This is a genomic window from Bradyrhizobium sp. 956_D2_N1_4 (assembly GCF_052076025.1).
Taxonomy (GTDB): Bacteria; Pseudomonadota; Alphaproteobacteria; order Rhizobiales; family Xanthobacteraceae; genus Bradyrhizobium; species Bradyrhizobium barranii.
Genome location: NZ_CP197237.1, coordinates 4793060 through 4819661 on the forward strand (window position 1 = coordinate 4793060; position 26602 = coordinate 4819661).

The following is a 26602-nucleotide window of genomic DNA, read 5'->3' on the forward strand; positions in this document are numbered from 1 at the left end:
GAAAACGCGTCAAAACAAAAGAACTCTAACCTTCAAGCACCTGCTCCGCTTCCGTGACTGCGCAGAGAACATGATAGAACGACGACGCAGGAATGGTGTCGACCAGCGATTTGCCGTCGCGATCGAACTGGTCGTACCAGCCGCCCTTCACGGGATGGCTGAGATAATGCCGTTCGAGCCGCACCAGCGCCGCGCGCGCCTCGTCCGCAGCGCCCGCCTCGCCGGACTCGGCCTGCGCGATCCACGCCTTGGCCATCTCAGTCTGCGGCCACAGCCGGCGCGTGCTGCGACGGATGTTGCCGCTGGCATCGCCCTCGTCGACCAGGCACCCCGTGGCCTCGTCGCGATAGCGCAGCGCGGTCGCGAGCAGTTCGGCGCGACGTTGTCCGGTCGGGCAACCCGTGATGCGTTCAAACCCTTTCAGCAGCCAGACCCACTCGGCCTGATGGCCGGGCTCGACGCTGACCGGCTCGATCTTGGACCAGTCCTCCTCGAAATACTCCGTCAGGATCCGCTTCTGCTTGTCGTAGAGATTGGCGAGGAACAGCGCGAAGAACTCGCCGGCGCGGTTCTGGAACGACAGGTCGTGGGTCGCATCGAAGCATGCGATCATCGCCTCGAACAGATGCATGTGCGGGTTCTGCCGGCGCGGCAGCGAGACCGGCAGACCTTCATGGACGCCGCCATGCGGCGAGCGAAGATGGCTGTCGAGGAAGGCGAGCAGCGCGTCGATCTCGGCGCGAATTTGCGCATCCCGGTCGAGCCCGTAGACGGCCGCGAGCGCAAACAGGATGAAGGCGTGGTCGTAAGCATCGCGTCGGCCGTCCAGCACGGCGCCGTCCGGCGTCAGCCGGTGCACGTAACCAGGCCGGCCGTCGGGCGCCTTCGCTTTGCTGAGCAGATGCTCCAGCCCCTTCAGCGCGATGGCGCGCCCCCCAGGGTACCAGCCCATCTGCGCCGCCTTGGCGTAACAATAGATCTGGCGCGCCTGCACGAGCACGCGCCGCGGTGCGGCCGCATCGGCCGTGCCGTCACGGTGCAGCCGGTCGATGAAACCGCCTGCCGCATCGTCCCAGCCGACGGACGACCACAGCGGCAGCGCCTCGTCGATCATGCGGCGCTTCAGGCGCGCGACGACGTCCGCCGCCTCGTCCGCCGCAATGATGCCTTCGTCCGCCATCGCGTCCTCTCCACGCCTCGACACTGGCCGTCTGATACCCATGCCGGCGGCGGCGTGCAACGGATGCCAACCCGGAAAGACCAGCCATGACTGCCTATTACGACGCCCGCGAGACGCGCGAACCGGCCGTGCGCGAGGCGGAGCTGTTCTCCCGCCTGCCGGACGTGCTACGCGGCGCGATGGCCGCGCCCGCCTACGCCGAGCGGCTGAAGGGCATCGATCCTGCTGCCGTGACGTCCCGGGCGGCGCTGGCGGCCCTGCCGATGCTGCGCAAATCGGAACTGCCCGCCCTGCACAGGGCCTCCCAGCCCTTCGGAGGCTTCGTGACGGCCTCTCCGGGGTCGTTTGGCCGCCTGTTCACCTCCCCCGGCCCGATTTTCGAGCCGGAGGGCCGGCAGGCCGATCCCTGGCGCGGCGCACGGGCCCTGTTCGCAGCCGGGTTCCGCCCCGACGACATCGTGCTCAATACCTTCAGCTACCACCTCACCCCCGGCGGCTTCATCTTCGATGCCTCCGCGCGCGCCCTCGGCTGCGCGGTGATCCCGGCCGGTCCCGGCAACACCGAGCAGCAATTCGAGCTGATCGAGGCCTATCGTCCGGTCGGCTATAGCGGCACGCCCGACTTCCTGAAGATCCTGCTCGATGCCGCCGCGACCGCCGGCCGCGACGTCTCCTCGATCAAGCGCGCGCTGGTCTCGGGCGCGGCCTTCCCGCCCTCGCTGCAGGCCGAGATCAAGTCGCGCGGCATCGACGCCTACCAGGCCTTCGGCACCGCCGATCTCGGCCTGATCGCCTTCGAGAGCGATGCACGGGACGGCATGGTCGTGAACGAGGATCTGATCCTGGAGATCATCAAGCCGGGCACCGGCGATCCCGTGGCCGACGGCGATGTCGGCGAAATCGTCGTGACCTCGCTCGACCCGCATCGTCCGTGGATCCGGCTCGCGCTCGGCGACCTCACCGCCGCACTGCCCGGCCCGAGCAACTGCGGCCGCACCAACATGCGCATCAAGGGCTGGATGGGCCGCGCCGACCAGACCACCAAGGTCAAGGGCATGTTCGTCCGCCCCGAGCAGATCGCCGAGATCGGCAAGCGTCACGGCGACCTGGGGCGGCTTCGGCTCGTCGTCACCCGCGAGGGCGAGGCCGACGCGATGACGCTCAAGGTGGAAACGGCAGGCACGAGCGAGGCGCTCCGCAAGGAGATCGCCGGCACCTTGCGCGCGGTGACGAAGCTCGGCGGCAACGTCGAGCTGGTCAGCCCCGGCGCGCTGCCGAACGACGGCAAGGTGATCGCCGACGAGCGGTAGCGGCAGTTGCGATCGTCTTGACAAGAGACTGGCCGAACGGCGAACAAGGGACGCAAACCCTTTATTGCGACACCCTATGACGACTCCAACGCGCCCAGCCGTCTTCTTCGACCGCGACGGCGTTCTCAATCGCGACGCAGGCTATCTGTTCGAAGCAAGCAAGTTCGAATGGATCGACGGCGCGCGCGAGGCGGTCCGGCTTGTGAACGATGCCGGCTATTTCGCCTTTGTCGTCACCAACCAGTCCGGCGTTGCCCGCGGGTTCTACCAGGAGAGCGACGTGGACGCGCTGCATCGCTGGATAGCGGGCGAACTGGCGGCGGTCGGTGCGCACATCGATGCGTTCGAGTATTGCCCCGATCATCCCGAGGGCGTCGTCGAGCGCTACCGGCGCGACAGCGACCGGCGCAAGCCCGGGCCCGGCATGATCACCGATCTGATGAAGCGATTTCCCGTCGCGACCGAGAAGAGTTTCTTGATCGGAGACCAGCAGCGCGACCTCGATGCGGCGCGCGCCGCCGGCATCCGGGGCCTGCTGTTCCGGGAAAGCAATCTCGCGAATTTCGTGCGTGAAGCGTTGAAATCCGACTGATGCCAAAAACCGGACGGCGCCGCGCGTGACTCAACGCGCCTTGGATAGCCGATACGGTCCGAGATACAGAACATCCAGTCCCGAGCAGAAATAGGTGTGCAGCGCTTCAAGCGGCGCGTTCACGGTCGGCTGCTCGTTGATGTTGAGGCTGGTGTTGATCAGGACCGGCAGCGAGGTCGCCTTCGCGAACTCGCCGATCAGGCGGCTGTAGAGCGGATTGCTGTCCGCATGGACGCTCTGGATGCGCGCGGTGTTGTCGACATGAACCACCGCCGGCATGGTCTCGGCGACCTTCTCGTTGACCGGAAACGTCACCACCATGAACGGCGCGTCGAACGTGTCCTCGAAATATTCGGCCTGGCGTTCGTACAGCACCGACGGACAGAACGGCCGAAACTCCTCGCGATACTTGATCGTAAGGTTGATCCGGTCCTTCATGCCCGCGTGGCGCGGATCGGCCAGGATGGAGCGGTTGCCGAGCGCGCGCGGGCCGTACTCCATCCGGCCCTGGAACCAGCCCACGGTCCTCTGGTCCGTCAGGTCGCTGACGCAGCGCGACACGGGATCGTCGAGCGGCTCGAACTTCGCGCCGATCTTGTCCAGCGTCTCGCGGATCGTGTCGTTGGAGTATTCGGGGCCCCAATAAGCATGGGTGAGCGGAGCGATCGTATGGCCGGCCTCGGCGCATTTCATCATCGCCGCGCCCAACGCCACGCCCGCATCATGCGGCACCGGCGGAACGTAGAGACGTTTCACGGACGGTTCCGCGGCGATCTCCATGTTCATCTTGCAGTTCAACCCGACGCCGCCGGCGATGCAGACGTCGCCGCAGCCGGTCTCGGCGATAGCAGAGCGGATCACCTCGGTGGCGACGATCTCGAGCTGCTTCTGGCCGCTCGCGGCGATGTTGGTCAGCCGCTGGTCGAGCGGCCCGCCACGCAGGCGTCGCGGCCCCAGGATCTCCTCCATCTTCTCAGTGAAGATGCGCTCCTGCCGCGTCGAGAAATCGCTGGTGAAAATCTCGGCGTCGCGCCTGCGCTTGTCGAGTTCAGGATCGAGCTCGTAATTGATGCCCGCCGGGCGCAGCAGCTTGGCGAACTTGTCGAGATATTCGGGACTGCCATAGGACGACAGGCCCATGACCTTGTACTCGTCATTGGTCATCTGATAGCCGAGATACTGCGTCAGCATCCCGTAATAGAGACCGAGACTATTGTTGCGGGCGAAGCGCGTCAGCACGCGGAAATCGTTGCCGCGCGCATGCGCGACGAGGCCGGAGCTGGAATCGCCTGAGAAGTCGAAGCAGGCGACCGTCGCCTCGGAGAACCCCGATCCGTAGAACGAGCTCGCGGCGTGACAGAGGTGATGGTCGTAGAGCTCGATCTTCGGGCTGTGACCGAACTGGTACCTGAAATATTCGGTCAAGCGCTGGGTGTAGTTGGTGTAGGTCTTGAGCGGCGAGCAGATCCAGTCGACGTCGCGCATGGTGATGCCGGCCTGCTTCAGGCAAAAGCCGATCGCCCCGCGCGGCAGCTCGCCGCGCGCATGCTTGGCCAGGGTAAAGCGCTCCTCTTCGGCGGCCGCGATCAACTCGCCGTCGCGCAACAGCACAGCCGCACCGTCGTGGTGGCCATGCTTGATCCCGGAGCTAATTCCAATGACGTACATGCGCAATTACCTCGAAACCTTCCATGGAGCGCCCGACGCATAAAGAGTTGGAGCTCAACCCGCGCACTGTCGAGGCGGAAGCCTCCCGCAACGGTGAGGGTCGTGCGGAAACCAGAAAAGTCCGAACGCACCGGTCTAGGGGTGACCTATATTAACAAAAGCCCGAACAAATCAAGGGCTTGGACCCGCCTTGCCGCAGCTTTCCGGTCCGCTTCGGACGTTGTCTGAGCGACCCGAATGGGATATTCGAGCCGCCACATGGAAACCCCTGCCGACATGACCTGCCCGCTGCTTGCGGCAGACGATGACACCACGTACGGACACGATCTGCCCCGCTCCTGCCCGATCCCATCCTCGTCGATCCCTCCGGAGCTCTAACGCCGTGCGCGTCCTCATCCTCAATGCCGATTATGCGCGCTTCCTGAGGTGGCTGTACCGCCGCACGCCGGATCTTGCCGATGCCCTCTATGCGACGCAGATGGCGGCACGCAATACCAGCCTGTTCGGCGTTGCCGACTTCTACTCGCGCAATTTTGCCGCGGCGGGACACGTCGCGGCCGACATTCACGTCAACAATCCCTGGATGCGGGCGGCGTGGGCGCGCGAGCACGGGCTCGCGGTCGCGCAGCCGGCATCACCTGATGCACCGGTGCAGCGGCAGGCCGTTCCGGGTTGGCTGCTGCGCGCGGTCGCTCCGTTCAAGCCGGTCCTCCGGCCACTCGCGCGCAAGGTAGGCCTGAGCCCGCGGCTCGATGCCGAGGCCGAAAAAATCCTGCTGGCGCAGATCGAGGAGTTCAAGCCGGACCTCGTGCTGAATCAGGACCTGTTCCATGTCGATGCGCGCCTCGCGCGGCAGATCAAGGGCATCGGCCGCCCAATCCTGATCGGCCAGATCGGCATCATGCCCTCACGCGGGCAGGACTGGTCGTCCTATGACCTGATGATTTCGCAACTCTCCAAGGCCGTGCAGTTCTTTCGTGACGCCGGGGTCAGGTCGGAAGTGGTCCATCTGGCGTTCGAGCCCGGTATTCTCGACGTGCTTCCGCCGGCGCCCGAGCGCAGCATCGACGTCTCCTTCGTCGGCGCGATTTCGGCCGACCACCAGCAGCGGGTCGCGCAGCTGGAAGCCGTTGCGCGAAAATACGATCTGAAACTCTACGGCAGCGGCCTCGACAGCCTGCCCGCGTCCTCGCCGCTGCACCGCTGCTATCAAGGCGAGGTCTGGGGCGTGGAGATGTATCAGGCGCTACGCGCATCCCGCCTCACGCTGAACTCGCACATCGACATGGTCGGGCGCGAGGCAGGCAACGCGCGTCTGTTCGAGGCCACCGGCGTCGGAACCTGTCTGCTCACCGACTGCAAGGATAATCTTCACACGCTGTTCGACGACGGACGAGAGGTCGCAGCCTGGCGCTCGGTCGACGACTGCCTCGGCCTGATCGACCGTTACCTCGCAAGCGAGGACGAGCGCCGCGCAATGGCCGCGGCAGGACAGGCGCGAACGCTTTCGGCCCACACATTCCGGCAGCGGATCGACCAGATCCTTCACCTGGCCGGCCGCGGCTAGCGGGGCACGGCGCAGGGCCGCGTCCGCCCTTGACGGTGCAGGGCAAAATAGCCAAAGTGCCGCTGCGTCGAAGACGCTATGTCACTATAATATCAGCGCTTTTTGTCGAGGCTTCGGATGGAACACGTCGAACATGTCAGATTCGGCGAGCAGCTCTACGCGATCATTGTCCGCGCCTCGTTTCGCGAGCCGGGTATTCACTTCTTTTCGTCGCCCGAGCTGTCGCAGCAGCTCGCTTACATGAGCCATCCGAAAGGCAAGAGCATCGAGCCGCATCGCCACAACAAGGTGACGCGGGAGGTGCACTACACCCAGGAAGTGCTCATGATCCAAAAGGGCAAGCTCCAGGTCGACTTCTACACGGTTGAAGAAAAATATCTGGAGAGCCGGGTCCTCGGCGCCGGCGACATCATCCTGCTCTGCAGCGGCGCCCACGGCTTCCATGTGCTCGAACCGCTCGAGATGTTCGAGATCAAGCAAGGTCCGTATTCCGGCGAGAACGACAAGACCCGCTTTGCAGAAGCGCCCCGGTCCGAAATCCGGATCAAGGGTCCCGGGCTGTGACCGCGCCTTTCGTTCCCGTCAACACGCCGCTGCTCGACGGCAACGAGGCTGAGTACCTCGCCGAGTGTATCCGCACCGGATGGATTTCGTCGGAAGGCCCGTTCATCAAGCGCTTTGAGCAGGCGATGGCGAGTGCCGCCGGACGGCGGCACGGCGTCGCCGTCACGAACGGCTCCGTTGCGCTCGACATTGCCGTTCACGCGCTCGGGCTCGCGCCGGGTGACGAAGTCATCATCCCGACCTTCACGATCATCAGTTGCGCGGCGGCGATCGTGCGGGCCGGCCTCGTTCCCGTCGGTGTCGATTGCGATCCCGCAACCTGGAACATGACGATCGAGGGCGTGGAGTCCGCGATCACGCCGCGAACGCGCGCGATCATGCTGGTCCACATCTACGGCCTGCCGGTTGATCTCGACCCGATCCTCGCGCTTGCCCGCAAGCGGGGCCTGAAGGTGATCGAGGACGCCGCCGAAATGCACGGCCAGACCTATCGCGGCGCGCCCTGCGGCAGCTTCGGCGACCTCTCGACCTTCAGTTTCTATCCCAACAAGCACGTCACCACCGGCGAAGGCGGCATGATCGTCACCGACGACGACGCGCTTGCCGATCGCCTCTCGGGCCTGCGCAATCTCTGCTTCCAGCCGCAGCAGCGCTTCGTTCATGAAGAGCTTGGCTGGAACGCGCGCATGACCAACCTTCAGGCCGCACTCGGGGTCGCCCAGGTGGAGCGACTGCCGCAAACCGTCGAGATCAAGCGCCGCATCGGCCGGCTCTACGACAGCCATCTCGAGCACGTCGACCGCATCCGCCGTCCCGTACCTCGGACCAACTACGCCGATAACATCTATTGGGTCTATGGCGTCGTCCTGAGCGACGACGTTCCGTTCGATGCAAAGGAGGCGATGCGGCGGTTGGGGGAAAAGGGGATCGGCACACGGCCGTTCTTCTGGTGCATGCACGAGCAGCCGGTCCTGCGCCGCATGGGCCTCATGCTGAACGAGTCCCATCCGAACGCCGAGCGCATCGCCCGCCGCGGCTTCTATCTGCCGAGCGGACTTGCGCTCACCGACGACGAGATCGCGCGATCCGCGGACGCGTTGAAGGAGATCCTGGCGTGAGCGTGTTTGCGGATTACGCGCCCTGGTACGATCTCCTGTACCGGGACAAGGATTACGCCGCTGAGGTCGACTTCGTCGAAGCCCGGCTGCGCAGGGCTGGCATTGCCTCGGGCAAACTCCTCGATCTCGGCTGCGGCACCGGGCTGCATGCGATCGAATTCGCGCGCCGGGGCTGGCAAGTCGCCGGCGTCGATCTCAGCGCGGACATGATCGCGAAAGCGAAGGCGCGCGCCGCGCAGGCTGGGCTCGATATTCCCTTTCGGCAGGGCGACGCGTGCGAGGTCGGCGCGGAGCGCGATTGCGACGCCGTGGTCTCGCTGTTTCACGTCGCGAGCTACCAGAACGACCATGAGCAGCTGGCTGCGCTTTTCCGTACCGCCCACGCGGCGTTGAAGCCCGGCGGCGTGTTCTTCTTCGACTATTGGTACGGCGGCGCCGTGCTGGCCCAGGGTGTCGAGACGCGCGTCAAGGTCATCGAGCAGGCTCCGCTGCGCCTGACCCGGATCGCGCAATCCGACCATGACGAACCGAAAGCGACGGTGCTCGTGAACTACACGCTGTTCTGCGAGGACACGGACCGCTCGACGATCCGGCGCGTCGACGAGACCCATCGCATGCGCTACTGGTTTCCCTTCGAGATCGACGCCGTTCTCAGGCGTTGCGGGTTCGAGCCGGCCGGCAGCCATGCCTGGCCGTCCGACGCCGCGCCGAACGTGAAGGACTGGGGCGCCTATACGGTCGCGAGAAAGGCCGCGCAGCCGTGAAGCGCTACCACGTCGGCATCTTTCTCGAACTGCCGCTGGACGTCGGCGGCGGCTTCCAGCAGTCGCTCACCGACATCATCTGGATGCGCGACTGGGCCGCGACCGCCGACATCGACGTCACTGTGTTCACGACGCTCCCCGACAACGTCGCGATCCTCGCCGAGCTCGGTGTCAACAGCGTTCATCTGAAGCTCGGCTGGCTCGACCGCCTGTTCCTCTTCCTCAAATATTCCGGACCGTTCGACCTGCTGCAATACTCCTTGCGGGCCCGTGCGCCGTTCGAGAAGAAGCTGATCGGGGCCGGTGTCGACATCGTCTATTTCACCACCACGTCGAACTGGAACCTGCTGCTCTACAAGCTGCCGTTCATCATCACGATCTTCGACGGCTGCTTCCGCGACAGCCCCGAATTCGACGAGGTGCGCGAGTTCGCCCAGTTCGAGCGTCGCGACATCGTGTGGCGCAGTGCCGTCACCAAGGCCGCGGTGGTCGTGACCAACGCCGACGAACTGATCGACATGCTTTGCCGGCGCTACGCGATGGAGCGCGACCACGCTGTCTGCATTCCATTCTCGCCGTCGCTCTACGTCTCGCGCTCGGCTGCGGCCGAACAAGAGGCCGAGGACACCGCGATCCTCGGCAAGCACGGCATCGAGCCTGGCTATCTGTTCTATCCGGCACAATTCTGGTCGCACAAGAACCACGCAACCGTGCTGCTCGCGATGCGCCTGCTCAGGGATCAGGGCCAAACTCACAGACTGGTGCTCTGCGGCTCCGATCCCGGTGCGCGCACCGCGTTCGAGGCGTTGGTCGCGCAACACGGGCTCGGTGATTGCGTGCGCATGCTCGGCTTTGTCCCCAACGTGGAGCTTGGCGCGCTCTATCGCGGCGCCCACGCGCTGGTGATGGCCACCTATTTCGGCCCCACCAACCTGCCCCCGCTCGAGGCGTGGGCGGTCGGCACGCCGGTGGTCTATCCGGAAGCCTTCCAGGCGCAGGCCGGCGACGCCGCCATCCTGTTCGACTATGACGATCCAGATTCGCTCGCGAAGGCTATCGCCAGGCTCGGTTCGGCCGAGGAGCGCGCGCGGCTCGCCATTGCAGGCAGGCAAAGGCTGGCCTACTTCGCCGAGCGGATTGATGAGGGCCACCGCCAGCTCGCGAAGCACCTGTTGCGGCTCAGGTACCGCCGCTACCCCCAGATCTATTGAGATCAGGGCAACGCTGGAGGGAGAGCGCGGGACCTGTTGCTGAACCGGCCTCGTATCAGCTCGGTACCGCCGCCAGCACGTATTGGCGCACACGCGCGATCAGAAGCGGGCTCGCCGCGAGCATGACGACGACGAGCCAGATCGTGCATTCCGCCAGGAAGCGGAATATCCCCGTTCCAGGTACCATCGCGTGGATCGCCAGTCCAAGCCCCCATCCGCCGGGTATGATTACGACCATGCTCGCGATCAGGACCAGCATGTGACGGAGCGGATGGGCAAGCGTCTGCCTCATGATGACGAGCGTCAGGATTCCGAACTGCGTCAGCAGATCGCTCGCCACGATCGCGATTGCCGCGCCGAGGGGCCCGAGCCTGGGAATGAGCAGGACCGACAGGATGAGGAAAGCAATCAGCTGCAGCCCCTTGGTTCGAACCAGGAGATCGCCGCGATTGCTGTGATTGGCAAAGACGAAAGCCATCAGCGACGGCGCAACGACGGCGGAGCCGAGCAGCAGCGCGACGGCGAGCGTCGCATCGTTCGGAATGCTGCCATGCGTCCACAAGGCGAAAAAATCCGACCAGAACGGCAACAGGCCTGCGACGATCAGACTGGCCATCGCGGTGACAAGCAGCGAGCCTTGGGCATAGAGCCGGCGCAGCCGCTCCTTGTCGCCTGTCGCATAGTCGTGACCGAGCTCGGCGCCGATCGGCAGTGTCATCAGGACGCAAAGGCCTCTCAGGAAGCTCGATATCACGCGGACCAGGCCCCATTGCGCCACGGCCACGCGATCGGGGACCATCGCACTGACCAGCAACATCGGCGCGTTGACCAGCGCGAGCTCCGCCATGTTGGAGATGAAGAACGGAAAGCCAAGGCGGAGCTGCCCGGCGCTCCAGCGCCAGGACGCTACGGAGCGCGCCACCAGGCGCCCACGAGCGCGCCGCAGGAACGGCAACTGGCGGGGCGCGTCATAGACAATCAGGAACAGCGCAAACAGGATCTGCGCCGAGACATAGGCAATCGCCACCGCGAGCAGGCTGCCGAACCAGGCGATCGCGACGAGTTGCCCGACCTGTCCGAGCCCCAGCGCGACGTTTTGCGCCCACACCGCGCGACCGTATTTGCCGCGCGCGCGATAGAGACCGGCGACCAGATTGGCCGGCAGCGAAAGCAGCGTGCCGACGGTGATGACGAGCATCGCCGTGTCGAAAGTCGGCAGCCCGCGAAATCCGAGATATTCGGCGGACGGAAACAGCTCGGTGCCGACGATCAGCAGCGCCCCGAGCATCACGATGATCCGCAGATAGATCCGCATGATGCGCACGTAGAAGTTCGCCGTGCGCCCGTCGCAATCAACGCAGGATTTGAAGGCGAGAAACCGGTTGATCGAGCGAAGCTGCAAGCCCGCGTCCGCGACGACGATGAGGTTTCCGGCCGCAAAGAGCGCGAGCCACGCAGCGAGCATGTCGCTGCTCCAGAAATGCAGGAAGGCAGGAATGAGGAGCAGCTGCTGCGTCAGCGCCAGAAATACCTGCACCAGATTCGCCGACCAGCCGTGAATGAGCCGGTGAAGGCGACTGGTGCCCTGTTCGCTCCTGGGGCCGTTCGCCCCGCCCGGCGCGTCAACCTGGGTATCGGTCAAGCCGCATCCTTCCCACAAACGCCCGCCCCGAACCGTTGCGATCGCAAGCGACAGGGCAGCGCGGCAGTTCCGTCGGACCCCATCCGATCGCCAGTTGATTCCCGCAGCGGAAACCGCCAACGTGGTTTCGAAACAGAGCGTTAGCGCGCGTCTTAAGGTGGTTCAACGGCTTAGGCAATGGCATCCGAATTCATCCCATTCAATCGGCCCTACGCAACCGGAAAGGAGCACGGCTACATCCAGAATGCACTGGAGAGCCTTCACGTGTCCGGTGACGGTCGCTTCACCAAACTTTGCCACCAATGGATCGAGCAGCGCACCGGATGCGCGAGAGCGTTGCTGACGCACTCCTGCACCTCGGCCCTCGACCTCGCCGCGATGCTGATCGACCTCAAGAGCGGCGACGAGGTGATCCTGCCCTCGTTCACCTTCGTCTCGACGGCGAACGCCTTCGTGCTGCGCGGCGCGGTCCCGGTCTTCGTCGACATTCGCGAAGACACGCTCAACCTCGATGAACGGGAGGTCGAGGCCGCGATCACCTCGCGCACGCGCGCGATTGCGCCGGTGCATTATGCCGGTGTCGGTTGCGAGATGGACGCGATCGTCACGATTGCCCGGCGTCACAATCTGCGGATCGTCGAGGATGCCGCACAAGGGGTCGAGGCGAGCTACAAAGGCTCGCCGCTCGGCGCCATCGGCGATTTCGGCAGCTTCAGCTTCCACGAGACCAAGAACATCATATCGGGCGAAGGCGGCTGCCTGCTGGTGAACGATCCCGCGTTCGTGCTGAACGCCGAGATCATGCGCGAGAAGGGCACCGATCGTAGTCGGTTCTTCCGCGGTGAGGTCGACAAATACACCTGGCAGGATATCGGCTCCTCCTATCTTCCGAGCGATCTCACCGCCGCCTTCCTCTGGGCACAGCTCGAGCAGGCCGAGCGCATCACGCGCGAGCGACTGGCGATCTGGAACAAGTATCACGACATGCTGGCGCCGATGGAGCAGCGCGGCCTCCTACGCCGCCCCGTCGTGCCTGACCACTGCCTCCACAATGGACATCTCTACTACGTGCTGCTGCCTCCGGAGGTCGACCGGTCCGTGGTGCTGCGCAAGCTCAGGGACGAGAACATCCATGCGGTCTTCCACTACGTGCCGCTGCATTCCTCGCCCGCGGGACAACGGTTCGGGCGGACGCATGGCGATCTGGCGCTGACAACCGAACTCTCGGAACGTCTGATCCGACTGCCGATGTGGATGGGGTTGCAGCAGGCCCAGCAGGAGCGGATCTGCAACACGCTGGGGACGATCCTCGGGCGGTAAGCACCAGATCTATAGTCCGTCCGATTCGCCATTCTTTGGGCCAGAACGCGATACGAAGGGCTCAAAGGACAGATCGCCCGCCGTCGGCGCCACCAGCTTGCCGCCTTCGACGGGAGCGCTCGCCACGCCTGGCACTCCGGGTGGCGTCGGCGGCGGGGCAAGCTGCCCATCCAAGCGCCGCAGAACGAGCACCTCGCTGCGACCGCCCTGCTTGAGGGTCATCTCGCACGGCTGAACCGTGCCGGCGCGGGATTCGCCCTGACGCAGCCGGACCACCTTCTGGTCGGTGCGGTCGATCAGGATCGCAAGGGCATCGCCCGCCCCCACCAGGATCAGCGGCGGCGCCGCCTCCACCGCCTTGGACGGCAGCGCGCTAACCTCCTCGACCAGTGTCGTGGCCGCCGCACGGGGCGGCGGACGGCGCCGGGGCCGAGAAGGTCGGACGCTCCTCGGTCGCGGTCAGGGCGGAGAGCGGCACCGACCACAGCGGATTACCGCTACGGGACCGGCTTGGCAATCGGCTTCACGGTGCCGACATCGATGTTCTCGCTTGGGGGCGCGGCCTCTTCGGGCGGGATGTCGATCCGGAACAAGGTCGCGGCCATCGCTCCGGGGCGCGCCCAGAGCCCCAGGCCAATCCGATCAATCCCAGACTGCTGGCCAATAGAATTCCCCTACGGTCGGTCGTCGAACCAGACCGCCCTTGCTGACAGGCCAACAGCCTGGGTCTTGGGGTCCCGGCGATCAAACCCGCACCGAATTAAGATTTAGCCCAACGTCGGTTCCAGGTCAGGTCCGGAGCCCTGTGGATGCTGCGCTCGGCGGCTTGCGAGGCGCGGTACGCGGCCATCGCCAATGGCAACGGCGTGCTCGACATCCAGCAGGTCACCGCGGGCAGTGCCGACTCGCTGACGCCGACGATCGCGCAGCGCCGCGTCAAGAGCTCGATCGCCGTGAGGAGCGGACAGACCGTGTTGCTCGCCGGCCTGATCAGCGAGACCGAGAACAAGCAGCGCCAGGGATTGCCGATCCTCGATTCCATCCCGGGCGTCGGCGACGCTTTCTCGCACCGGGGCACCGGCCGGTCACGCACCGAGCGGATCCTGTTCATTCGTCCGGCCGTCATGCGCGACGGGCTCGATGCAAGATGAACGGCCGCCTGGTCGGCACCAGCAATCCGGTCGTGGTCGTTCCCAAGGCAACATGCTGACGGCGTGACAGACGAGCCGGCCATCCCTGCCCAGGGCTCGGCGTCTCAGGCTCAGCGTCCCAAGATTCGGGGTCTCAAGGCTCAGGCCCGTTCTCAGCCTCATTTTACGCGCGGGCGTCGCCGCCGCCGGCGCCGAGGGGCTTCTGGGGGGCCCTCCTGGCCGCCCTGATCCTTGCCATAGCCGGCAACTGTTATGTCGGCTTGGCCTGGAGGTACGGCTTCCTGTCGCGCATCATGGCATTGAGGACCGTCAGCAGGTTCCTGGAGACGGCGATGAGAGCGAGCTTGGCTGGTTTGCCGGCCTGCCGCAGTCGTGCGTAGAAAGCCTTGAACGGATCGGCCCGGCGAGCCGCGTTGAGAGCGGCCATGTAGAGGGCGTCACGGACGCGCTTTCGACCGCCGGCGATCTTGCGTTTGCCACGGAAGGTGCCGCTGTCGACGTTGAAGGGGGCCAGGCCGGCGAGCGCCGCTATCTGCTTGGCTCCAACATGTCCGAGTTCCGGCATCTTCGTGATGAGCTGCATGCAAGCCACGGGACCCACGCCAGGCAGTGAGCGAGTGCCTTGATGTCGGCTTCGATCTCGGCAATCTCGCTGCCGAGGACCTCAACGAGGCGGCTGATCCGTTCGGCCATGGCGCGGTCGTCGGTCTCGCTGCGCCGGTTCTTCTCCTGCGCGCGCATGAGAACCAGCTGATCTCGCCGTTTTGCAAGCCCTGCCAAGGCATTGCGAGCGAGATGGGCAGCCTGCTCGCTGGTTGGCTGCATGGCCCGTGCAAAGGCTGCCAGCATCCGCGCATCGATCGGGTCGGTCTTGGCGAGCTGGCCGCTGGCACGCGCGAAGTCGCGGGCCCGGGCCGGATTGATCCGGGCGAAGCGGATGCCGGCCTGGCTCAGCGCCTCGCGAAGCTCGAGGTCATAGATACCCGTTGCCTCGAAGACGACCAGCACATCGCATCGCCAACGCGCCGCGATCTGTGTGATGGCCTGCGTCGCGTTGGCGATGCGCTCGGCACGCCCAAGCCCTCATCGAAGATATCGAGATATTTCTTGGAGACGTCGATTCCGACGTAACGAAGGGGCGAGGTCTGTTGGGCAGCCTCATGCAACTGTTCAGGTTGGTAATGGAACGGGCGGGAGACCGAGCCGGCTCACGGCGTCAAGCGCCAAGGACCCAACGGCTTCCCGCCCAACCAATCCTGACAGACCTCCAAGACACAGGGACCGACGCCCGCAACTAAGGCATCCCCAACGTGTTCACGGCCACCGCCTTTACCCTCGCCCTGCTCCGGGCCTGGGCGGTCGGTCGGGCCGGAGGCAGGCGCGAAGACTCCGCTCCGGATGGCCTTGCGGGCCCTCGCGGTGGTCTTGCCGCTGCTCGCCCTGATATGCGTACCGGCGCTGGCGCGGCCTTGAGGGCTAGCGGGGATTGCCGGCCCCTGCCTCCATCTCACGACGGTCGCCGTGGCGATCGAGCTGGCCTCGCTGGCGGCGATCGCCGTCTACGTCCTCAATGCTGCATTGCGAAGAAGGCCGTTGAGCACAACCGCCTTTCGGCCTGTTTCTGGCACCGGCGATCTGGCTGGGCTGACTGGGCGAGGTCATGGCGGCCAAATGGATCACGGGCTGGCCCACGCTCTGGCCAGCCTGGAGCCAGCCCTAGTCCCTTCGCTTCAATGCTCGCGGCTCGGCGTCCATTCCAGCGCGCGCATGAACGCCTCCGCGATCTCGGCACGCGTCATCTTGGCGGTGACGGCATCGCGGGTCCGGGCCCGCGCCTCGCGCGCCCGCGGCGGCGCAGGCGCCCCTGGGAGTTCGTCGCGCGCTCCACTCAGAACCCACCACGTGTTAGCTGGTTCGAAGCGCTCGATTGACTTGGCCGGCTATCGAGGACACGCGGACCGCGCCTCAATCGAGGCGCAGAAGTTTGCCGACAAACCTCCCGCCTGGAGTCGTGAGGTGCCCGTCATCCCAACTCAACAATTCCCCCTGGGAAATCGGTGTATGGGTGAGGCAGCCCTGCTCGTTGCACAGCGCATCGAACGGCGACACGAACCGCGCCCCGATCGCAACTGACATTGCCGCAAGTGCATCGTTTATCTCTTTGTACGGCAACTGTTTCGGACGCAGTCGATCGGGAAGCCGACCATTCGCTCGCCAATATTCATAGACCTGCGTCGGCAAATCGGGGGACCAAAGCGGCAACTGACCGACGATGACGACATCGTCGACGAGGCCCTTAAGCTCCGTCAGAGCCTCCATCAGCCCCTTATCCTGCGGGTCAGCCGCGAGATAGTTTTCATACCTCGCCCAAACCGCAAACAGGATGACGGTTCGTGGTTTGAGTTCGGCTATCCTGCGCAGAACCGCGGCGTTGGCCTTCGTGCAGTTCTCGTAGGGGCCTTCACGTGACGGTGGGCAGCCATCCCTTGTGTATTGCGCAATGTCGCTCCCGTCACGCTTGAGTCCCGCGTAGAGCCGTCCCGCGTGTGAGTCGCCCCATATCAAGCTGGCTCCCTTGCCGCATTCGGGCGCATAGCCGTCGAACGGTGCTTCCGCACTTAACCAGCATCTCCGAACGCGCGCGTTCGAGGCAGGATCGTATTGCATCGTTGCGAGGACGGATTGGACATCGCCGGGATAGCGACGGGGCAACCCTCCACTTTGCCAGACGGCGGCGGAAAAACCAATGACCGCCGCCATGCCGGCGAGCGAAACGGCGACGCCATGCCTTCTCAACTTTCCAAATCGGATGGGGTGCTCGACGAACCTGGTCGTCAGCGCGGCCAGCAACAGGCTCAGCACGACGAGTGCTGCTCGAACCGAAACCGATCTCGCGCCAAGGATGGCTGCATATGAGAGAAGAGGCCAGTGCCAGAGATAGAACGGATAGCTGACCAAGCCAATGGAAACAGCCCACTTCTGCGCCAAAATCCGCGAACCGCATACAATGACAATGGAAGTGCCGATAACTGGAAGCAATGCGAGCAAGCCGGGAAAGGGACTCGACTTGGTCAGCATCGCGGTACTCCCGACGATGAGCGCGATTCCGAGATTGGACATCCATTCGCGATCCCGAACGCGCAGGTTGCTGCATGCCAAAATTCCCCCGACACCCAACTCCCACAGGCGCGACCACGGAGCATAGAACGCCGCGGTAGCGTCATATCGGACGGCAAAGCAGCTGTAGATCAGCGAGACCGCTACCACGGCCGAAAGGCCTACCACGAGGCGCCTCGATCGATAGAGCAGCAGCAGCAACAGCGGCCAGATCAGGTAGAACTGTTCCTCCACGCCGAGAGACCAGAGGTGCAGGAGCGGCTTCGTCTCCGAGGCCTGATCGAAATAACCGACTTCGCTCCAGGACAGAAAGTTCGGAACGAATAGAACCCCAGCAAGTCCATGGCGTCCGAGCACTTGAAACCGCGCCGGCAAGAGCTGCAGCCAGCCTATGGCCAGCGTGACGAAGATGACGACCAAAAGTGCGGGAACGATCCTGCGAATGCGCCGTGCATAAAAGCCTGCGAAGCTGAACTTTGATGCGTTGAGATCAGACAGGATGATCCCGGTGATCAAGTAACCGCTGATCACGAAGAAGACATCGACGCCTACAAATCCGCCAGTGACAGTGCTGGGAAAGGCATGAAACAGGACGACGAGGATCACCGCAACGGCGCGAAGACCATCAATCTCGGCACGATACTGCTGGATCATGTCAACTGCGCTTCTGCTCGGCGATCGCTGGCCGAGCGCCGACGGAACAAGATCCGGCAGCGCGCGCAGTTTTGGGAGGCCATTTCCACAGCAGTGCACTCATCTTGCAATTCAACGTAAGTTCCCGTCAGCATGCCGCCACGAAGCTAAACCGCCCGTCCGACGACGATTCGGCTGCCGCCAGCGGGCCAGCGCAGGCCCGCAAGTGTCATGCGCACTTCGGCACGCAAAATCGTGGTGAATATACTGTTGACCCGCGGATCGAGCGCGAATTCACGCTCGACTTCCTCGTTGCCGGCCTTGCCGCGGCTCTTCAGGCGACTTGCGACCATCAACGGCAACAGCAGTGACGTGTACGAGCTCGAGAACAGCGGCTCAAAGCCGTTGCGACGCATCTTCTCTTCGAGCTCGCCACGGCGGTAGCGACGCTCGTGATAGGCAATCTCGTCGGCACGGCTCCACAGCCAGGGATGCTGAGGCACGGCGACGATGATGCCACCGCCGTCCACCGTTGCCGCACGCATCCCGCGCAAAACGCCTTCGTCATCGGCAATATGCTCGATCACGTCGAACGCGCCGACGAGGTCGAACGCACCGCGCGCCGGAATGTGGCGCGCATCCATCTGCACGAATTCGACGTGCGGCAGGCGCGCGCGGGCAAAGGCGAGCCCAGACGGATGCAGCTCCGATCCGACCAGCCGCTGCCACCGGCGCGATTGCGCGAACGCGCGCAGCACCACGCCGTTGCCGCAGCCGATCTCGAGAAAGCGGCGCGTTTTGGGAAAGAAGCGATCGGCAAGTCCGACCAGCAGCTGATTGCGCGCGACGAACCAGAAATGCTCGTCCTCGACCTTGGCAAGCGCCTCGAAGCCGTGCGGATCCATTCCGCTGATCGTATCGGCGAGTTCGGGCGCAAACATCGGGATGCCTTCGCGCTCTGCCACGGCCACCGAGCAAGCAGGGCAACGCCAGCCGACCGGCCAGGTCGGTTCGCTGTCGTGGATTTCCTGTTCGGCACCGCAGGCCGGACAGCGGCGGCGCCCTCGGACCGAATCGATCATACGAAACTCACGGTGGCCGCAGATTCGGCAGGACGGACAATAGGGAGTGAATTCATCGCGGAGTCACTGTAAACACGGTCCAGATGGAGGCCCGGACGAGGGCCTTGCCAACAAACTGTTCGGATCACCCACGCGCGTCAAGTTCCATCGCGGCGCGTCGTCTGGCGCCGCCCCTGAAGTCATAGCTGTGCGAATCTCGATCATCCAGTCCTGCTACATCCCCTGGAAGGGCTTTTTCGACCTTATGGGGCGATGCGACGAATACGTCATTTTCGATCGTATGCAATATGTGAAGCGCCACTGGCACAACCGCAACAGGATCAAGACCGCCAATGGCGTCGAATGGCTGACCATTCCCGTCGTGACCAAGGGACGGTTCGACCAGCCGATCGACGAGGTCGCGATCGAAAAGCCCTGGGCCGAGAAGCACTGGCGCACGCTGGAACTTGCCTATCGTCGCGCACCATTCTTCGATGCATTCGCACCCGCGGTCCGCGCCTGGTACGAGCGCGCTGATAGGGAGAGCCGCCTCACCTGCGTCAACGAGCTTTTCATGCGCGAGATCGCGGGCCTGCTCGGGCTGAAGACGCGGATTGTCAGGGATACGGCCTACCCCGCGGAGGGCGTGAAAACAGCCCGACTGCTGGCGATCGCACAGGCCGCTGGCGCCAACCGCTATCTCAGCGGCCCTTCAGCACGCGCTTATCTCGACGAGTCCCTGTTCGCCGCAGCCGGAATCGCCACGGAGTGGATGAACTACCAGGGCTACGCCGACTATCCGCAGCTCCATGCCGGGTTCGAACATGCCGTCAGCGTGCTCGACCTAATTTTCAACACCGGCCCGGACGCGAGGCACTTCATGCGTAAGCCTGAGCGGTGAAAGACCGCTGGATTCGGGCCCTGGACGAAAAAATCCCGGGACGAGTCCCGGGATTTTCGATTGTTGAGGCGCGCGATCCGTGGCTGACGCGACGGCTTGCGACAAGGCGTGCGCTTACTGCTCGCCCAGACCGGTGCAGGCGCCACCGGCGGCAATGACCGCGGTTCCGAACGCCGAATCGCCAAGCAGCCGGTTGTTGCCGTGGGAAAGCGCTGTTCCGTTGAAGCCCGTGCTATTGAGCGTCACGTCGAAGTTCGACAGGCGGATGTTGGTGAGGGACTGCACGCCGGTCCCGTTGCCGGTAATCGAACTGCTTTCGATATTGATTGCGCCACTGGCGTTGGCCTGCGCACCGGTGGTATTGCCGGGAAGCACGGAGCGCGTGACCATGGCAAGATTGCCGTTGCCTGCCGCGATGCCGAAGGGATTGCCGACTGACTCGCCCCCATCAAACACAGCCCGGATCGGGCTGGTCGCGGCCGAGGTTATGCCGTTTCCGGTATTGTTGCTGATGATGGTGTTGCGAACAAAGAGCTGGGTATTGCCCGCAGTTCGGGCGTCGCTGATGCCGGCTTGCGAGAATTGCGTAATCACGCAGTTCTCGATCGAGGCTGTCTTCGCCGACAGGATGCGGACGCCGTTTAGAGCGGGGGAAGCGGTACCGGCGAGGCCTTGAAGCTGGATACAACGGAGAGTGACCTTATCGGTCGCGGCCGCGTTGATAACAATGCCGTTCGTGCCCGCAATCAGGACGGATCCGAGGTTGTAACCGCAGTTCACGGTGATCGACTTGGTGATCGTCAGGGCGCCGTAGCCGGCCGGATCCAGAAAGTTGATCTCGCCAAACGCCGCGGTCTTCGAAATCGCACCGGTGACGTCGTCCCCAACGCCAGACACCCAGGTTCGCGTCGCCCGGGCATGAGCCGGGGCCGGCATAGCAGCGGAACGAACAGGCCTACAGCAAGTGTGTATAAGTCTAAACAGGGCATGATGCCTTCTAAAGTGAATGCAGTAGCTTCCTTCCTAGAAGCTGCCCTCCGCATCAGGCAAGCCGGCACTCGCAAGCCGAGCCAGGAGTGTAATCTCCTCCGGAGATAGTCCGCAGGTGCCTGCCAAAGCGAGGGTTACGCAAACGAAAATCGGAAGCGAATCAAGTCGAGCTAGCAAATTTCTGCCGGAAAGACGGTCCGCACTCGGTCAGTATGTCCTTTGAACGCCACACTGGTTCAAAGCCGGTGCAACTTCATCTTGTATTTCCTCGAGGTTGATTCACGGCCTGCACGCGTTTGCGCCTCCCGCCCACTTGCCGTATGAGACTGCCTCATGGACTCGTTCCCGCGACATCTCCCTAAGGCATTGCAAAGCCGGATGATTCGCAGAGCGTTAGCAGTCCCGAAGAGGAAGTGATGCAAACGACGCTGGAACGCCCCGAGGCCCTGGTGCGAGTGGGAACTTTCCCCCAGGGGGTACCACGAACGGCATCATTCTCTGACATCGATTGCGAGGTTGCCAGGAGCTACCTTGACGCAACGGGCGTCTCGACGCGGAGGGAGTCGCATTGAAGGTCTCTATCGTCACCACGCTTTACCGATCCGCGGCCTATATCGACGAGTTCCATCGACGGGCAATGCAGGCGGCGAGCGCAATCACAGACGACGTCGAGCTCATCATGGTCAATGACGGCTCTCCGGACGACAGTCTGGAGGTGGCCGTCGAACTGCACAAATCCGATCCGCGCGTGGTCGTCGTCGATCTCGCTCGCAATTTCGGTCACCACAAGGCGATGATGACGGGCCTTGCTCACGCAACCGGCGAATTGATATTTCTCATCGACAGCGACCTGGAGGAGCCGCCCGAAAGCCTCCAGCAGTTTTATGAGCTCTTCAAGCGGGAAGCCTGCGACGTCGTTTACGGCGTCCAGGAAAGCCGGCGCGGCGGATTTTTCGAGCGGACGACCGGTGCGCTGTTCTTTGCTGCCCTCGATGTCCTGGGTGACCGACCGGTTCCGCGCAATGTGGTGACGTCGCGCCTGATGACGCGCGATTATGTCAACGCTCTGGTCAGCCATCAGGACCGGGAATTCATCATCTCGGATCTGTGGCAGGTGACCGGCTTTCGTCAGACTGCGATCACCGTGAAGAAGCTTTCGTTGTCGCCATCCACCTATTCGTTGCGCAACCGGATCGAACTTGCGGTCAAGCATGTCACGACGACGTCGACGCGGCTGCTCTACTTTGTTCTCTACACCGGAATAGTTATTTTCGGACTTTCCGGTGTCCTAATCCTGTATTATCTGGTGCGCTACTTCGTCTCGGGGATCGGTGTGGATGGCTTCACTTCGCTCATCATATCGATCTGGTTCCTGGGCGGCCTGATAACGCTTATCCTAGGCATTCTCGGAATCTACATCGCAAATATCATGTCGGAAACCAAGCGGCGTCCCTACACGTTGGTTCGCCGCATCTATAGGATGGACAATGCAATCGATCGCAAGCCGAGCCGTGACGGCTTGTCAGACGCGCAACTCGTGATTCGACGATAATCAAATGAATAACGCGATTGACCCTCCGATCCTGCAACAGGTCGCGGCGCACTACACGTCCAAGCTTGAGACGCACGGATCGACTTCGCAAGGAGTCGACTGGAACGACGTCCACTCTCATGAGCTGCGACATCGGCAGTTTCTCCGCCTCATTGAGAGCTCCCCTGACGCCTCGCTCATTGATCTCGGATGCGGATTCGGAGATTTCCTGCGCTTCCTGCGCGAGACTGGACATCGCGGGCACTTTGTCGGCTATGACATCACACCGAGCATGATCGACAAAGCGCGGGAGCTGTACGGCGAGGGCGACGACCGGCAGTGGCGTGTCGGCTCTGCTCCTTCTGACACAGCCGACTTCGCCGTCGCGAGCGGGATATTCAACGTCAAAGGCGACATTCCGAGCACGACCTGGCGCAGTTATGTGCTGCGGACCATCGATGTGCTCGCGCAATCGGGACGACAGGGCTTCGGTTTCAACGTGCTAAGCATGTCGAGCGATCCGGACCGACGCAGACCCGACCTGTACTATGCCGAGCCAGCCGAAATGCTTTCCTACTGCCTTTCCCGGTACGGGCGATCCGTAGCCCTTCTCCAGGACTATGGACTTTACGAATTCACGGTCATCGTGCGCACGACCACGTCACGGACGACCTGACCAAGTCACTCCAGCGCGCGACGAAGCGTCCGTTCAAGCCAGGAAACAACCGAAATCCCATCCGCGGCCGCCGCCTTCAGGGCTTGGTCGCGCAGTTCGGGCGAAACGCCTTCGAGCTTGCCGAAATAGCGCTTGCGATGCGATCCGCCGCGCCATCCGGGAAACTCGATGTCGAGATCGAGCTGCGGCTCTCCGGTACCCACGTCAAACACGATCACGTAGAACGATCCATTCAAAATCCAATGACACGACACATTGCGAGCATGGGATGGGATCTTCTCGAGTGGCGCTTGATGATGAAAAAGCGGATTTGAGTTCTTCAGAATCTTTCCGAACTCGGTCTCGCCGAGCCAGGCTCCAACCCCTTCGTCCCCCAGCACCACCCGGCCACCCGGCTTAACGACCCTCGCGATCTCCGCGATAGAAGCCCTGATATCGGGAAAGAGGTTGAGGCCGCCAAAATGGAAAGCGCGATCGAAGAATCCGTCGGGAAATGGTAATTTTCCAGCATCGGCGACAAAGAGCTTCAGGGCAGAGGTGTCGACCTCTGCCGCTTCCAGTCGATCGCGCCCGATGTGAACCATCTCACGATTGATGTCGCCCGCGTATACCGACGCCCCGCGCGTCAGGAAATGACGGGTGTCGCGGCACGTGCCACAGCCAACTTCCAGTATGCGATCCCCTCGGGTAATCCCCAGCAGATCTGTGAGCTGCTCGCGGGTTTTCTCCTCCTCACACAGCAGCATACGGTACATGACATCGTTGCCGGCATCGTATTCCGCCGCGCGCTCTCGATAGTACTTGTTTCTGTCCCCGCGAGCGTCATCGTGACCCGCGGCCAGCAGCAACGAAGGAATGCCGTCAATGATTGGGTAGCGATCGCCCGCAGGGCTCTCAAGGAAGCGCCCATCGGCCGACTTGACGAGAGGCTCGTGCGAGCGAGGACAGAAAAACCCTGACTCCGTCATGAACTGGTCCTTCTGTTCGGCAAAATTTCGCATTGCATGGCTAGCTAGTAGCCTTCGACGGGCGCGTTCCATAAAAGGCGGAAACATCGCGCGGCGTCTGGACTCCATAACCGAGGAGACGACGGGTTTGTTCGTCGTCGGTGTATTCAGGCCCAAGGAATGAAGGAAGATCGATCTGCTGCCGCATGAGAGGTATGGTGTAGAGGTGATTGACCGCTCTTCTCGGACTAGAGGTCTGGTTCACACCGCCGCGGTGAAACACCATCGCGTCCAACACCAGGAAGGAACCGGCCGGGGCCGTGACGGTCCTTTGCAGGGCCTCCACCGTCAAATCGGATGGAAACGCCTCCTCCTTGTGGCTCGCGGGCACGACCAGCGTGGAACCATTTTGCAACGTGAAGGGATCGAGGCAGAACAGCGCATTGATCGCCAGAGGACGGCTCGAAACGAAATGTTGATATGGCAAATCCCGATGGTACGCCGCCTGGTTATATTGCTGCGCATTCGGCGGATTGATGATGCCGTTCTGCTGATTGAGGATAATATAGTCGGCGATCAACCGGCGACAGATTTCCAGAACGTTTGCGTTCATCGCAAGATCTAGAAACAGACGATCATGCGCGAGCGGCACTCGGATCGTATTATGTTCGTCGATCCTCTTGAGCTCTTCCCGACCGCCATACCGGTCTTGGGTTGACTCCAACACGCGATCGAACGCGTCCGCGAGCCGACGCAAAGCTTCCGCGTCGAAACCTCCATCCACGACAGCAAATCCCAACAGCTTGATTTGCTCAATTGCCCTGTCCAGCGCATTGCTGCTTTGAGCCTGCGCGTGAACGCCGTAACGTGCGACAGATGTTGCGGTCATATCTTAACTCTCGAGGACTTGGAGAACGAGCCTCGTCGTAGATTGCGTCAGCCGGCGAGCCTCTTCAACGGATGATCGCCATCCCACACGGCCAGTCCGAAGCCGGTAGCTCCGTAGCCATTGCCATTGTACGCGAGCCACAGCCGCTCACGGTGCCAGAACAGCGCCGGATAGCAGACCATGTCGAGGTCCCACCCAGGCTCGGTTCGATCGAATTCCATGATCCCGTCGATACGTTCCCAATGCTTTGCATCCCTGCTCCAGGCTGCTCCCAACGTGTAACGCGAGCCGCGCGTTGCGAAAGTCATCAGATAGACTTCGCCAATCCGCACGACACTTGGCCGTACAACAACATGTTCCTGATGCCCTGTCAGCCCTATGGCGATCGAGCCATCGCGCTCCCAACGAAGGCCGTCGCCGGAATGCGCAACCTTGATCGCATGGCGGAGCGTCTCCTCACCGAGACCTGCCGCAAGGTTCGATCCATACCACATGCGCCATTGCCCAGGACCGATTTTGAGCACACAAGGGTAGGTCAGAGTGTACGGATCCACCGGCGTGCGATCGAGAACAGGTCCGGGTGAAAAGCGCTCGAAAGGGCCATCAAGCGAGGATGATCGCGCCAGACCGATCGCGTTTCGCCAGGGAGAGCGGACGCCCAGGTTCCAGCCCATATAGTAGAGATGATACTCGATCTCGTCACGCGTGATGCAGCCGATGCTAATGCCGCTGTCGTCGAATGTCCCGTCTTCGCCAGGTGAGATTACCGGCTGCGCGGCCACTCCCAGGACTTGCGGTGTATCCGAAACGGCGACGTCGACCCAACCGATGTGCGAGCGCTTGTCTGCATCGCGCGAGCTGTAGAAAAAGCGAAATGTGTCGTTCGTTATATGAACAGGGATCGGTAACGCCGCGTGACTGCGCGCCCACCATTGCTCTCCGCTGGGAGCAAAGACGACTCCGAGGCGTCGCCAGGACATGACGGCCTCACAGACTTCGCAAGCGCGTGCTTGGCACGGGCGAGCGTTCGGTTCCTCGGGGTGCGACGACCGACAAATCGGGCTGGTCCTCGAGCACCAGCGCACCGGCGCCCAGCACGCATCGCTGGCCGATCGTGACGTGATCGCGGATCGTCACGTTCACGCCCACGAAGCTCCCTCGTCCGATGCGAACGCCTCCGGAAATGACCACATGAGATGCCAGGAAGACATCATCCTCGATCACCGAGTGGTGACCGATATGATTCCCGCTCCACAGCGTGACATTTGCGCCGACGCTGGCGAAGGGCTGGATGGTGTTATCCTCAAGAATGAAGCAGTTCTCTTTCAACTCGAAGTCGGCAAATACCGTGGCGCGGCTGCTCAAATAGCTCGCAAGCTGATACCCCTTGGCCCGGGCGGCAGCCACCTTCTCCGTACGTACAGCGTTGATCTTGGCATAGCTGACAGCGACAAACATCGCGTGGCGGTCGGGTGCAAATTTGTCCCCGACCTCCTCGAATGCGACGACAGGGCGGCCGCGAAATTCCGTTTGCTTCAGAAAAGCGCCATCAACCGTAAATCCGACAACCTCATATTGGGAATCGCAGGAAAAATAATAGTCCGCGAGCTCGGCGATTTCTCCGATTCCGAATATGACGACTTGCCTGTGCTTCTCTTGGTCGGACTTGATCATGGGGGCGCTTATAGCGCATTTGGCTCGCTGGCCGAAAGGCGCGTGGCCTTGATTCTGCACAAATATTGCCGCTGGCCGCGACCGGATTCGCGGCAG

23 protein-coding genes and 1 pseudogene are annotated in these 26602 nt (G+C 63.0%); 12 read left to right on the forward strand and 12 right to left on the reverse strand.

The window, feature by feature from the left end; translation table 11 throughout:
• Positions 1-25: 25 nt before the first annotated feature.
• Positions 26-1180: an AGE family epimerase/isomerase gene (locus tag AB7535_RS22775; protein WP_439036897.1), complete on the reverse strand. Its 1155-nt coding sequence runs from the start codon at positions 1178-1180 to the stop codon at positions 26-28.
• An 86-nt stretch (positions 1181-1266) separates the two neighbouring features.
• On the opposite strand from AB7535_RS22775, the gene AB7535_RS22780 reads away from it, so the two are divergent.
• Complete coding sequence (locus AB7535_RS22780) at positions 1267-2490, forward strand: phenylacetate--CoA ligase family protein (RefSeq protein WP_439036898.1); 1224 nt, start codon at positions 1267-1269, stop codon at positions 2488-2490.
• A 76-nt stretch (positions 2491-2566) separates the two neighbouring features.
• Positions 2567-3082 (forward strand): D-glycero-alpha-D-manno-heptose-1,7-bisphosphate 7-phosphatase, encoded by a 516-nt coding sequence (locus AB7535_RS22785; protein ID WP_439036899.1) that lies wholly within the window; start codon positions 2567-2569, stop codon positions 3080-3082.
• A gap of 30 nt (positions 3083-3112) precedes the next feature.
• Here AB7535_RS22785 and AB7535_RS22790 read toward each other — a convergent pair whose 3' ends face one another.
• On the reverse strand, positions 3113-4750 hold the full coding sequence (locus tag AB7535_RS22790) for a carbamoyltransferase family protein (RefSeq protein ID WP_439036900.1): 1638 nt from the start codon (positions 4748-4750) through the stop codon (positions 3113-3115).
• Between the two features lie 382 nt (positions 4751-5132).
• On the opposite strand from AB7535_RS22790, the gene AB7535_RS22795 reads away from it, so the two are divergent.
• The 5 genes from AB7535_RS22795 to AB7535_RS22815 all read left to right on the forward strand — a co-directional run bounded on the left by AB7535_RS22795 (position 5133) and on the right by AB7535_RS22815 (position 9974).
• On the forward strand, positions 5133-6317 hold the full coding sequence (locus tag AB7535_RS22795) for a CgeB family protein (protein ID WP_439036901.1): 1185 nt from the start codon (positions 5133-5135) through the stop codon (positions 6315-6317).
• 117 nt (positions 6318-6434) lie between these two features.
• Positions 6435-6881 (forward strand): hypothetical protein, encoded by a 447-nt coding sequence (locus tag AB7535_RS22800; RefSeq protein ID WP_439036902.1) that lies wholly within the window; start codon positions 6435-6437, stop codon positions 6879-6881.
• Positions 6878-7999 carry a DegT/DnrJ/EryC1/StrS family aminotransferase gene (locus AB7535_RS22805; RefSeq protein WP_439036903.1) on the forward strand — a complete coding sequence of 374 codons (1122 nt, stop codon included), beginning with the start codon at positions 6878-6880 and terminating at the stop codon, positions 7997-7999. The genes AB7535_RS22800 and AB7535_RS22805 overlap by 4 nt, the downstream gene beginning before the upstream one ends.
• Positions 7996-8763, forward strand: coding sequence for a class I SAM-dependent DNA methyltransferase (locus AB7535_RS22810; RefSeq protein WP_439036904.1), 768 nt, complete (start codon positions 7996-7998; stop codon positions 8761-8763). The genes AB7535_RS22805 and AB7535_RS22810 overlap by 4 nt, the downstream gene beginning before the upstream one ends.
• On the forward strand, positions 8760-9974 hold the full coding sequence (locus AB7535_RS22815) for a glycosyltransferase (protein WP_439036905.1): 1215 nt from the start codon (positions 8760-8762) through the stop codon (positions 9972-9974). The genes AB7535_RS22810 and AB7535_RS22815 overlap by 4 nt, the downstream gene beginning before the upstream one ends.
• 55 nt (positions 9975-10029) lie before the next feature.
• Here AB7535_RS22815 and AB7535_RS22820 read toward each other — a convergent pair whose 3' ends face one another.
• Complete coding sequence (locus AB7535_RS22820; RefSeq protein WP_439036906.1) at positions 10030-11616, reverse strand: hypothetical protein; 1587 nt, start codon at positions 11614-11616, stop codon at positions 10030-10032.
• A gap of 177 nt (positions 11617-11793) precedes the next feature.
• Between AB7535_RS22820 and rffA the strand changes: the two genes are divergently transcribed.
• Positions 11794-12936: a dTDP-4-amino-4,6-dideoxygalactose transaminase gene (gene rffA, locus AB7535_RS22825; protein WP_439036907.1), complete on the forward strand. Its 1143-nt coding sequence runs from the start codon at positions 11794-11796 to the stop codon at positions 12934-12936.
• Between the two features lie 9 nt (positions 12937-12945).
• On the opposite strand, the gene AB7535_RS22830 is transcribed toward rffA, so the two are convergent.
• Complete coding sequence (locus tag AB7535_RS22830; RefSeq protein WP_439036908.1) at positions 12946-13290, reverse strand: hypothetical protein; 345 nt, start codon at positions 13288-13290, stop codon at positions 12946-12948.
• A gap of 455 nt (positions 13291-13745) precedes the next feature.
• Between AB7535_RS22830 and AB7535_RS22835 the strand changes: the two genes are divergently transcribed.
• Positions 13746-14087 (forward strand): type II secretion system protein GspD, encoded by a 342-nt coding sequence (locus AB7535_RS22835; protein ID WP_439036909.1) that lies wholly within the window; start codon positions 13746-13748, stop codon positions 14085-14087.
• Positions 14088-14337: 250 nt separating this feature from the next.
• Here the strand turns inward: AB7535_RS22835 and AB7535_RS22840 are convergent.
• The 3 genes and pseudogenes from AB7535_RS22840 to AB7535_RS22850 all read right to left on the reverse strand — a co-directional run bounded on the left by AB7535_RS22840 (position 14338) and on the right by AB7535_RS22850 (position 18919).
• Positions 14338-15253 (reverse strand): annotated as a pseudogene (locus AB7535_RS22840) (IS110 family transposase).
• Positions 15254-16052: 799 nt separating this feature from the next.
• Entirely contained in the window at positions 16053-17858 is a 1806-nt protein-coding gene (locus tag AB7535_RS22845) for an acyltransferase family protein (RefSeq protein ID WP_439036910.1), read from the reverse strand.
• 146 nt (positions 17859-18004) lie between these two features.
• Complete coding sequence (locus AB7535_RS22850; protein ID WP_439036911.1) at positions 18005-18919, reverse strand: class I SAM-dependent methyltransferase; 915 nt, start codon at positions 18917-18919, stop codon at positions 18005-18007.
• A gap of 187 nt (positions 18920-19106) precedes the next feature.
• Here AB7535_RS22850 and AB7535_RS22855 point away from each other — a divergent pair, with 187 nt between their 5' ends.
• Positions 19107-19799 carry a WbqC family protein gene (locus AB7535_RS22855; protein ID WP_439036912.1) on the forward strand — a complete coding sequence of 231 codons (693 nt, stop codon included), beginning with the start codon at positions 19107-19109 and terminating at the stop codon, positions 19797-19799.
• 114 nt (positions 19800-19913) lie between these two features.
• Here the strand turns inward: AB7535_RS22855 and AB7535_RS22860 are convergent, their stop codons facing one another.
• Positions 19914-20696, reverse strand: a complete 783-nt coding sequence (locus AB7535_RS22860; RefSeq protein WP_439036913.1) for a hypothetical protein — start codon at positions 20694-20696, stop codon at positions 19914-19916.
• 661 nt (positions 20697-21357) lie between these two features.
• On the opposite strand from AB7535_RS22860, the gene AB7535_RS22865 reads away from it, so the two are divergent.
• Together AB7535_RS22865 and AB7535_RS22870 are read left to right on the forward strand one after the other, a co-directional pair.
• Positions 21358-22341 (forward strand): glycosyltransferase family 2 protein, encoded by a 984-nt coding sequence (locus AB7535_RS22865; protein WP_439036914.1) that lies wholly within the window; start codon positions 21358-21360, stop codon positions 22339-22341.
• 4 nt (positions 22342-22345) lie between these two features.
• Positions 22346-22996, forward strand: a complete 651-nt coding sequence (locus tag AB7535_RS22870; RefSeq protein WP_439036915.1) for a class I SAM-dependent methyltransferase — start codon at positions 22346-22348, stop codon at positions 22994-22996.
• A gap of 5 nt (positions 22997-23001) precedes the next feature.
• Here the strand turns inward: AB7535_RS22870 and AB7535_RS22875 are convergent, their stop codons facing one another.
• The 4 genes from AB7535_RS22875 to AB7535_RS22890 are packed head-to-tail and all read right to left on the reverse strand — an operon-like array spanning position 23002 to position 26506.
• On the reverse strand, positions 23002-23964 hold the full coding sequence (locus tag AB7535_RS22875; RefSeq protein WP_439036916.1) for a methyltransferase domain-containing protein: 963 nt from the start codon (positions 23962-23964) through the stop codon (positions 23002-23004).
• 40 nt (positions 23965-24004) lie between these two features.
• Positions 24005-24832 (reverse strand): phytanoyl-CoA dioxygenase family protein, encoded by an 828-nt coding sequence (locus AB7535_RS22880; protein ID WP_439036917.1) that lies wholly within the window; start codon positions 24830-24832, stop codon positions 24005-24007.
• A 47-nt stretch (positions 24833-24879) separates the two neighbouring features.
• Entirely contained in the window at positions 24880-25812 is a 933-nt protein-coding gene (locus tag AB7535_RS22885) for a hypothetical protein (RefSeq protein ID WP_439036918.1), read from the reverse strand.
• A 7-nt stretch (positions 25813-25819) separates the two neighbouring features.
• On the reverse strand, positions 25820-26506 hold the full coding sequence (locus tag AB7535_RS22890) for an acetyltransferase (protein WP_439036919.1): 687 nt from the start codon (positions 26504-26506) through the stop codon (positions 25820-25822).
• Positions 26507-26602: the final 96 nt, after the last annotated feature.

What these genes read in the sequence shown, in the direction of transcription:
- AB7535_RS22775 (WP_439036897.1), bottom strand. Translation starts at nt 1,180, where the DNA reads ATGGCGGACGAAGGCATCATTGCGGCGGACGAGGCGGCGGACGTCGTC.
- AB7535_RS22780 (WP_439036898.1), top strand. Translation starts at nt 1,267, where the DNA reads ATGACTGCCTATTACGACGCCCGCGAGACGCGCGAACCGGCCGTGCGC.
- AB7535_RS22785 (WP_439036899.1), top strand. Translation starts at nt 2,567, where the DNA reads ATGACGACTCCAACGCGCCCAGCCGTCTTCTTCGACCGCGACGGCGTT.
- AB7535_RS22790 (WP_439036900.1), bottom strand. Translation starts at nt 4,750, where the DNA reads ATGTACGTCATTGGAATTAGCTCCGGGATCAAGCATGGCCACCACGAC.
- AB7535_RS22800 (WP_439036902.1), top strand. Translation starts at nt 6,435, where the DNA reads ATGGAACACGTCGAACATGTCAGATTCGGCGAGCAGCTCTACGCGATC.
- rffA (WP_439036907.1), top strand. Translation starts at nt 11,794, where the DNA reads ATGGCATCCGAATTCATCCCATTCAATCGGCCCTACGCAACCGGAAAG.
- AB7535_RS22835 (WP_439036909.1), top strand. Translation starts at nt 13,746, where the DNA reads ATGCTGCGCTCGGCGGCTTGCGAGGCGCGGTACGCGGCCATCGCCAAT.
- AB7535_RS22845 (WP_439036910.1), bottom strand. Translation starts at nt 17,858, where the DNA reads ATGATCCAGCAGTATCGTGCCGAGATTGATGGTCTTCGCGCCGTTGCG.
- AB7535_RS22850 (WP_439036911.1), bottom strand. Translation starts at nt 18,919, where the DNA reads ATGATCGATTCGGTCCGAGGGCGCCGCCGCTGTCCGGCCTGCGGTGCC.
- AB7535_RS22870 (WP_439036915.1), top strand. Translation starts at nt 22,346, where the DNA reads ATGAATAACGCGATTGACCCTCCGATCCTGCAACAGGTCGCGGCGCAC.
- AB7535_RS22875 (WP_439036916.1), bottom strand. Translation starts at nt 23,964, where the DNA reads ATGACGGAGTCAGGGTTTTTCTGTCCTCGCTCGCACGAGCCTCTCGTC.
- AB7535_RS22880 (WP_439036917.1), bottom strand. Translation starts at nt 24,832, where the DNA reads ATGACCGCAACATCTGTCGCACGTTACGGCGTTCACGCGCAGGCTCAA.
- AB7535_RS22885 (WP_439036918.1), bottom strand. Translation starts at nt 25,812, where the DNA reads ATGTCCTGGCGACGCCTCGGAGTCGTCTTTGCTCCCAGCGGAGAGCAA.
- AB7535_RS22890 (WP_439036919.1), bottom strand. Translation starts at nt 26,506, where the DNA reads ATGATCAAGTCCGACCAAGAGAAGCACAGGCAAGTCGTCATATTCGGA.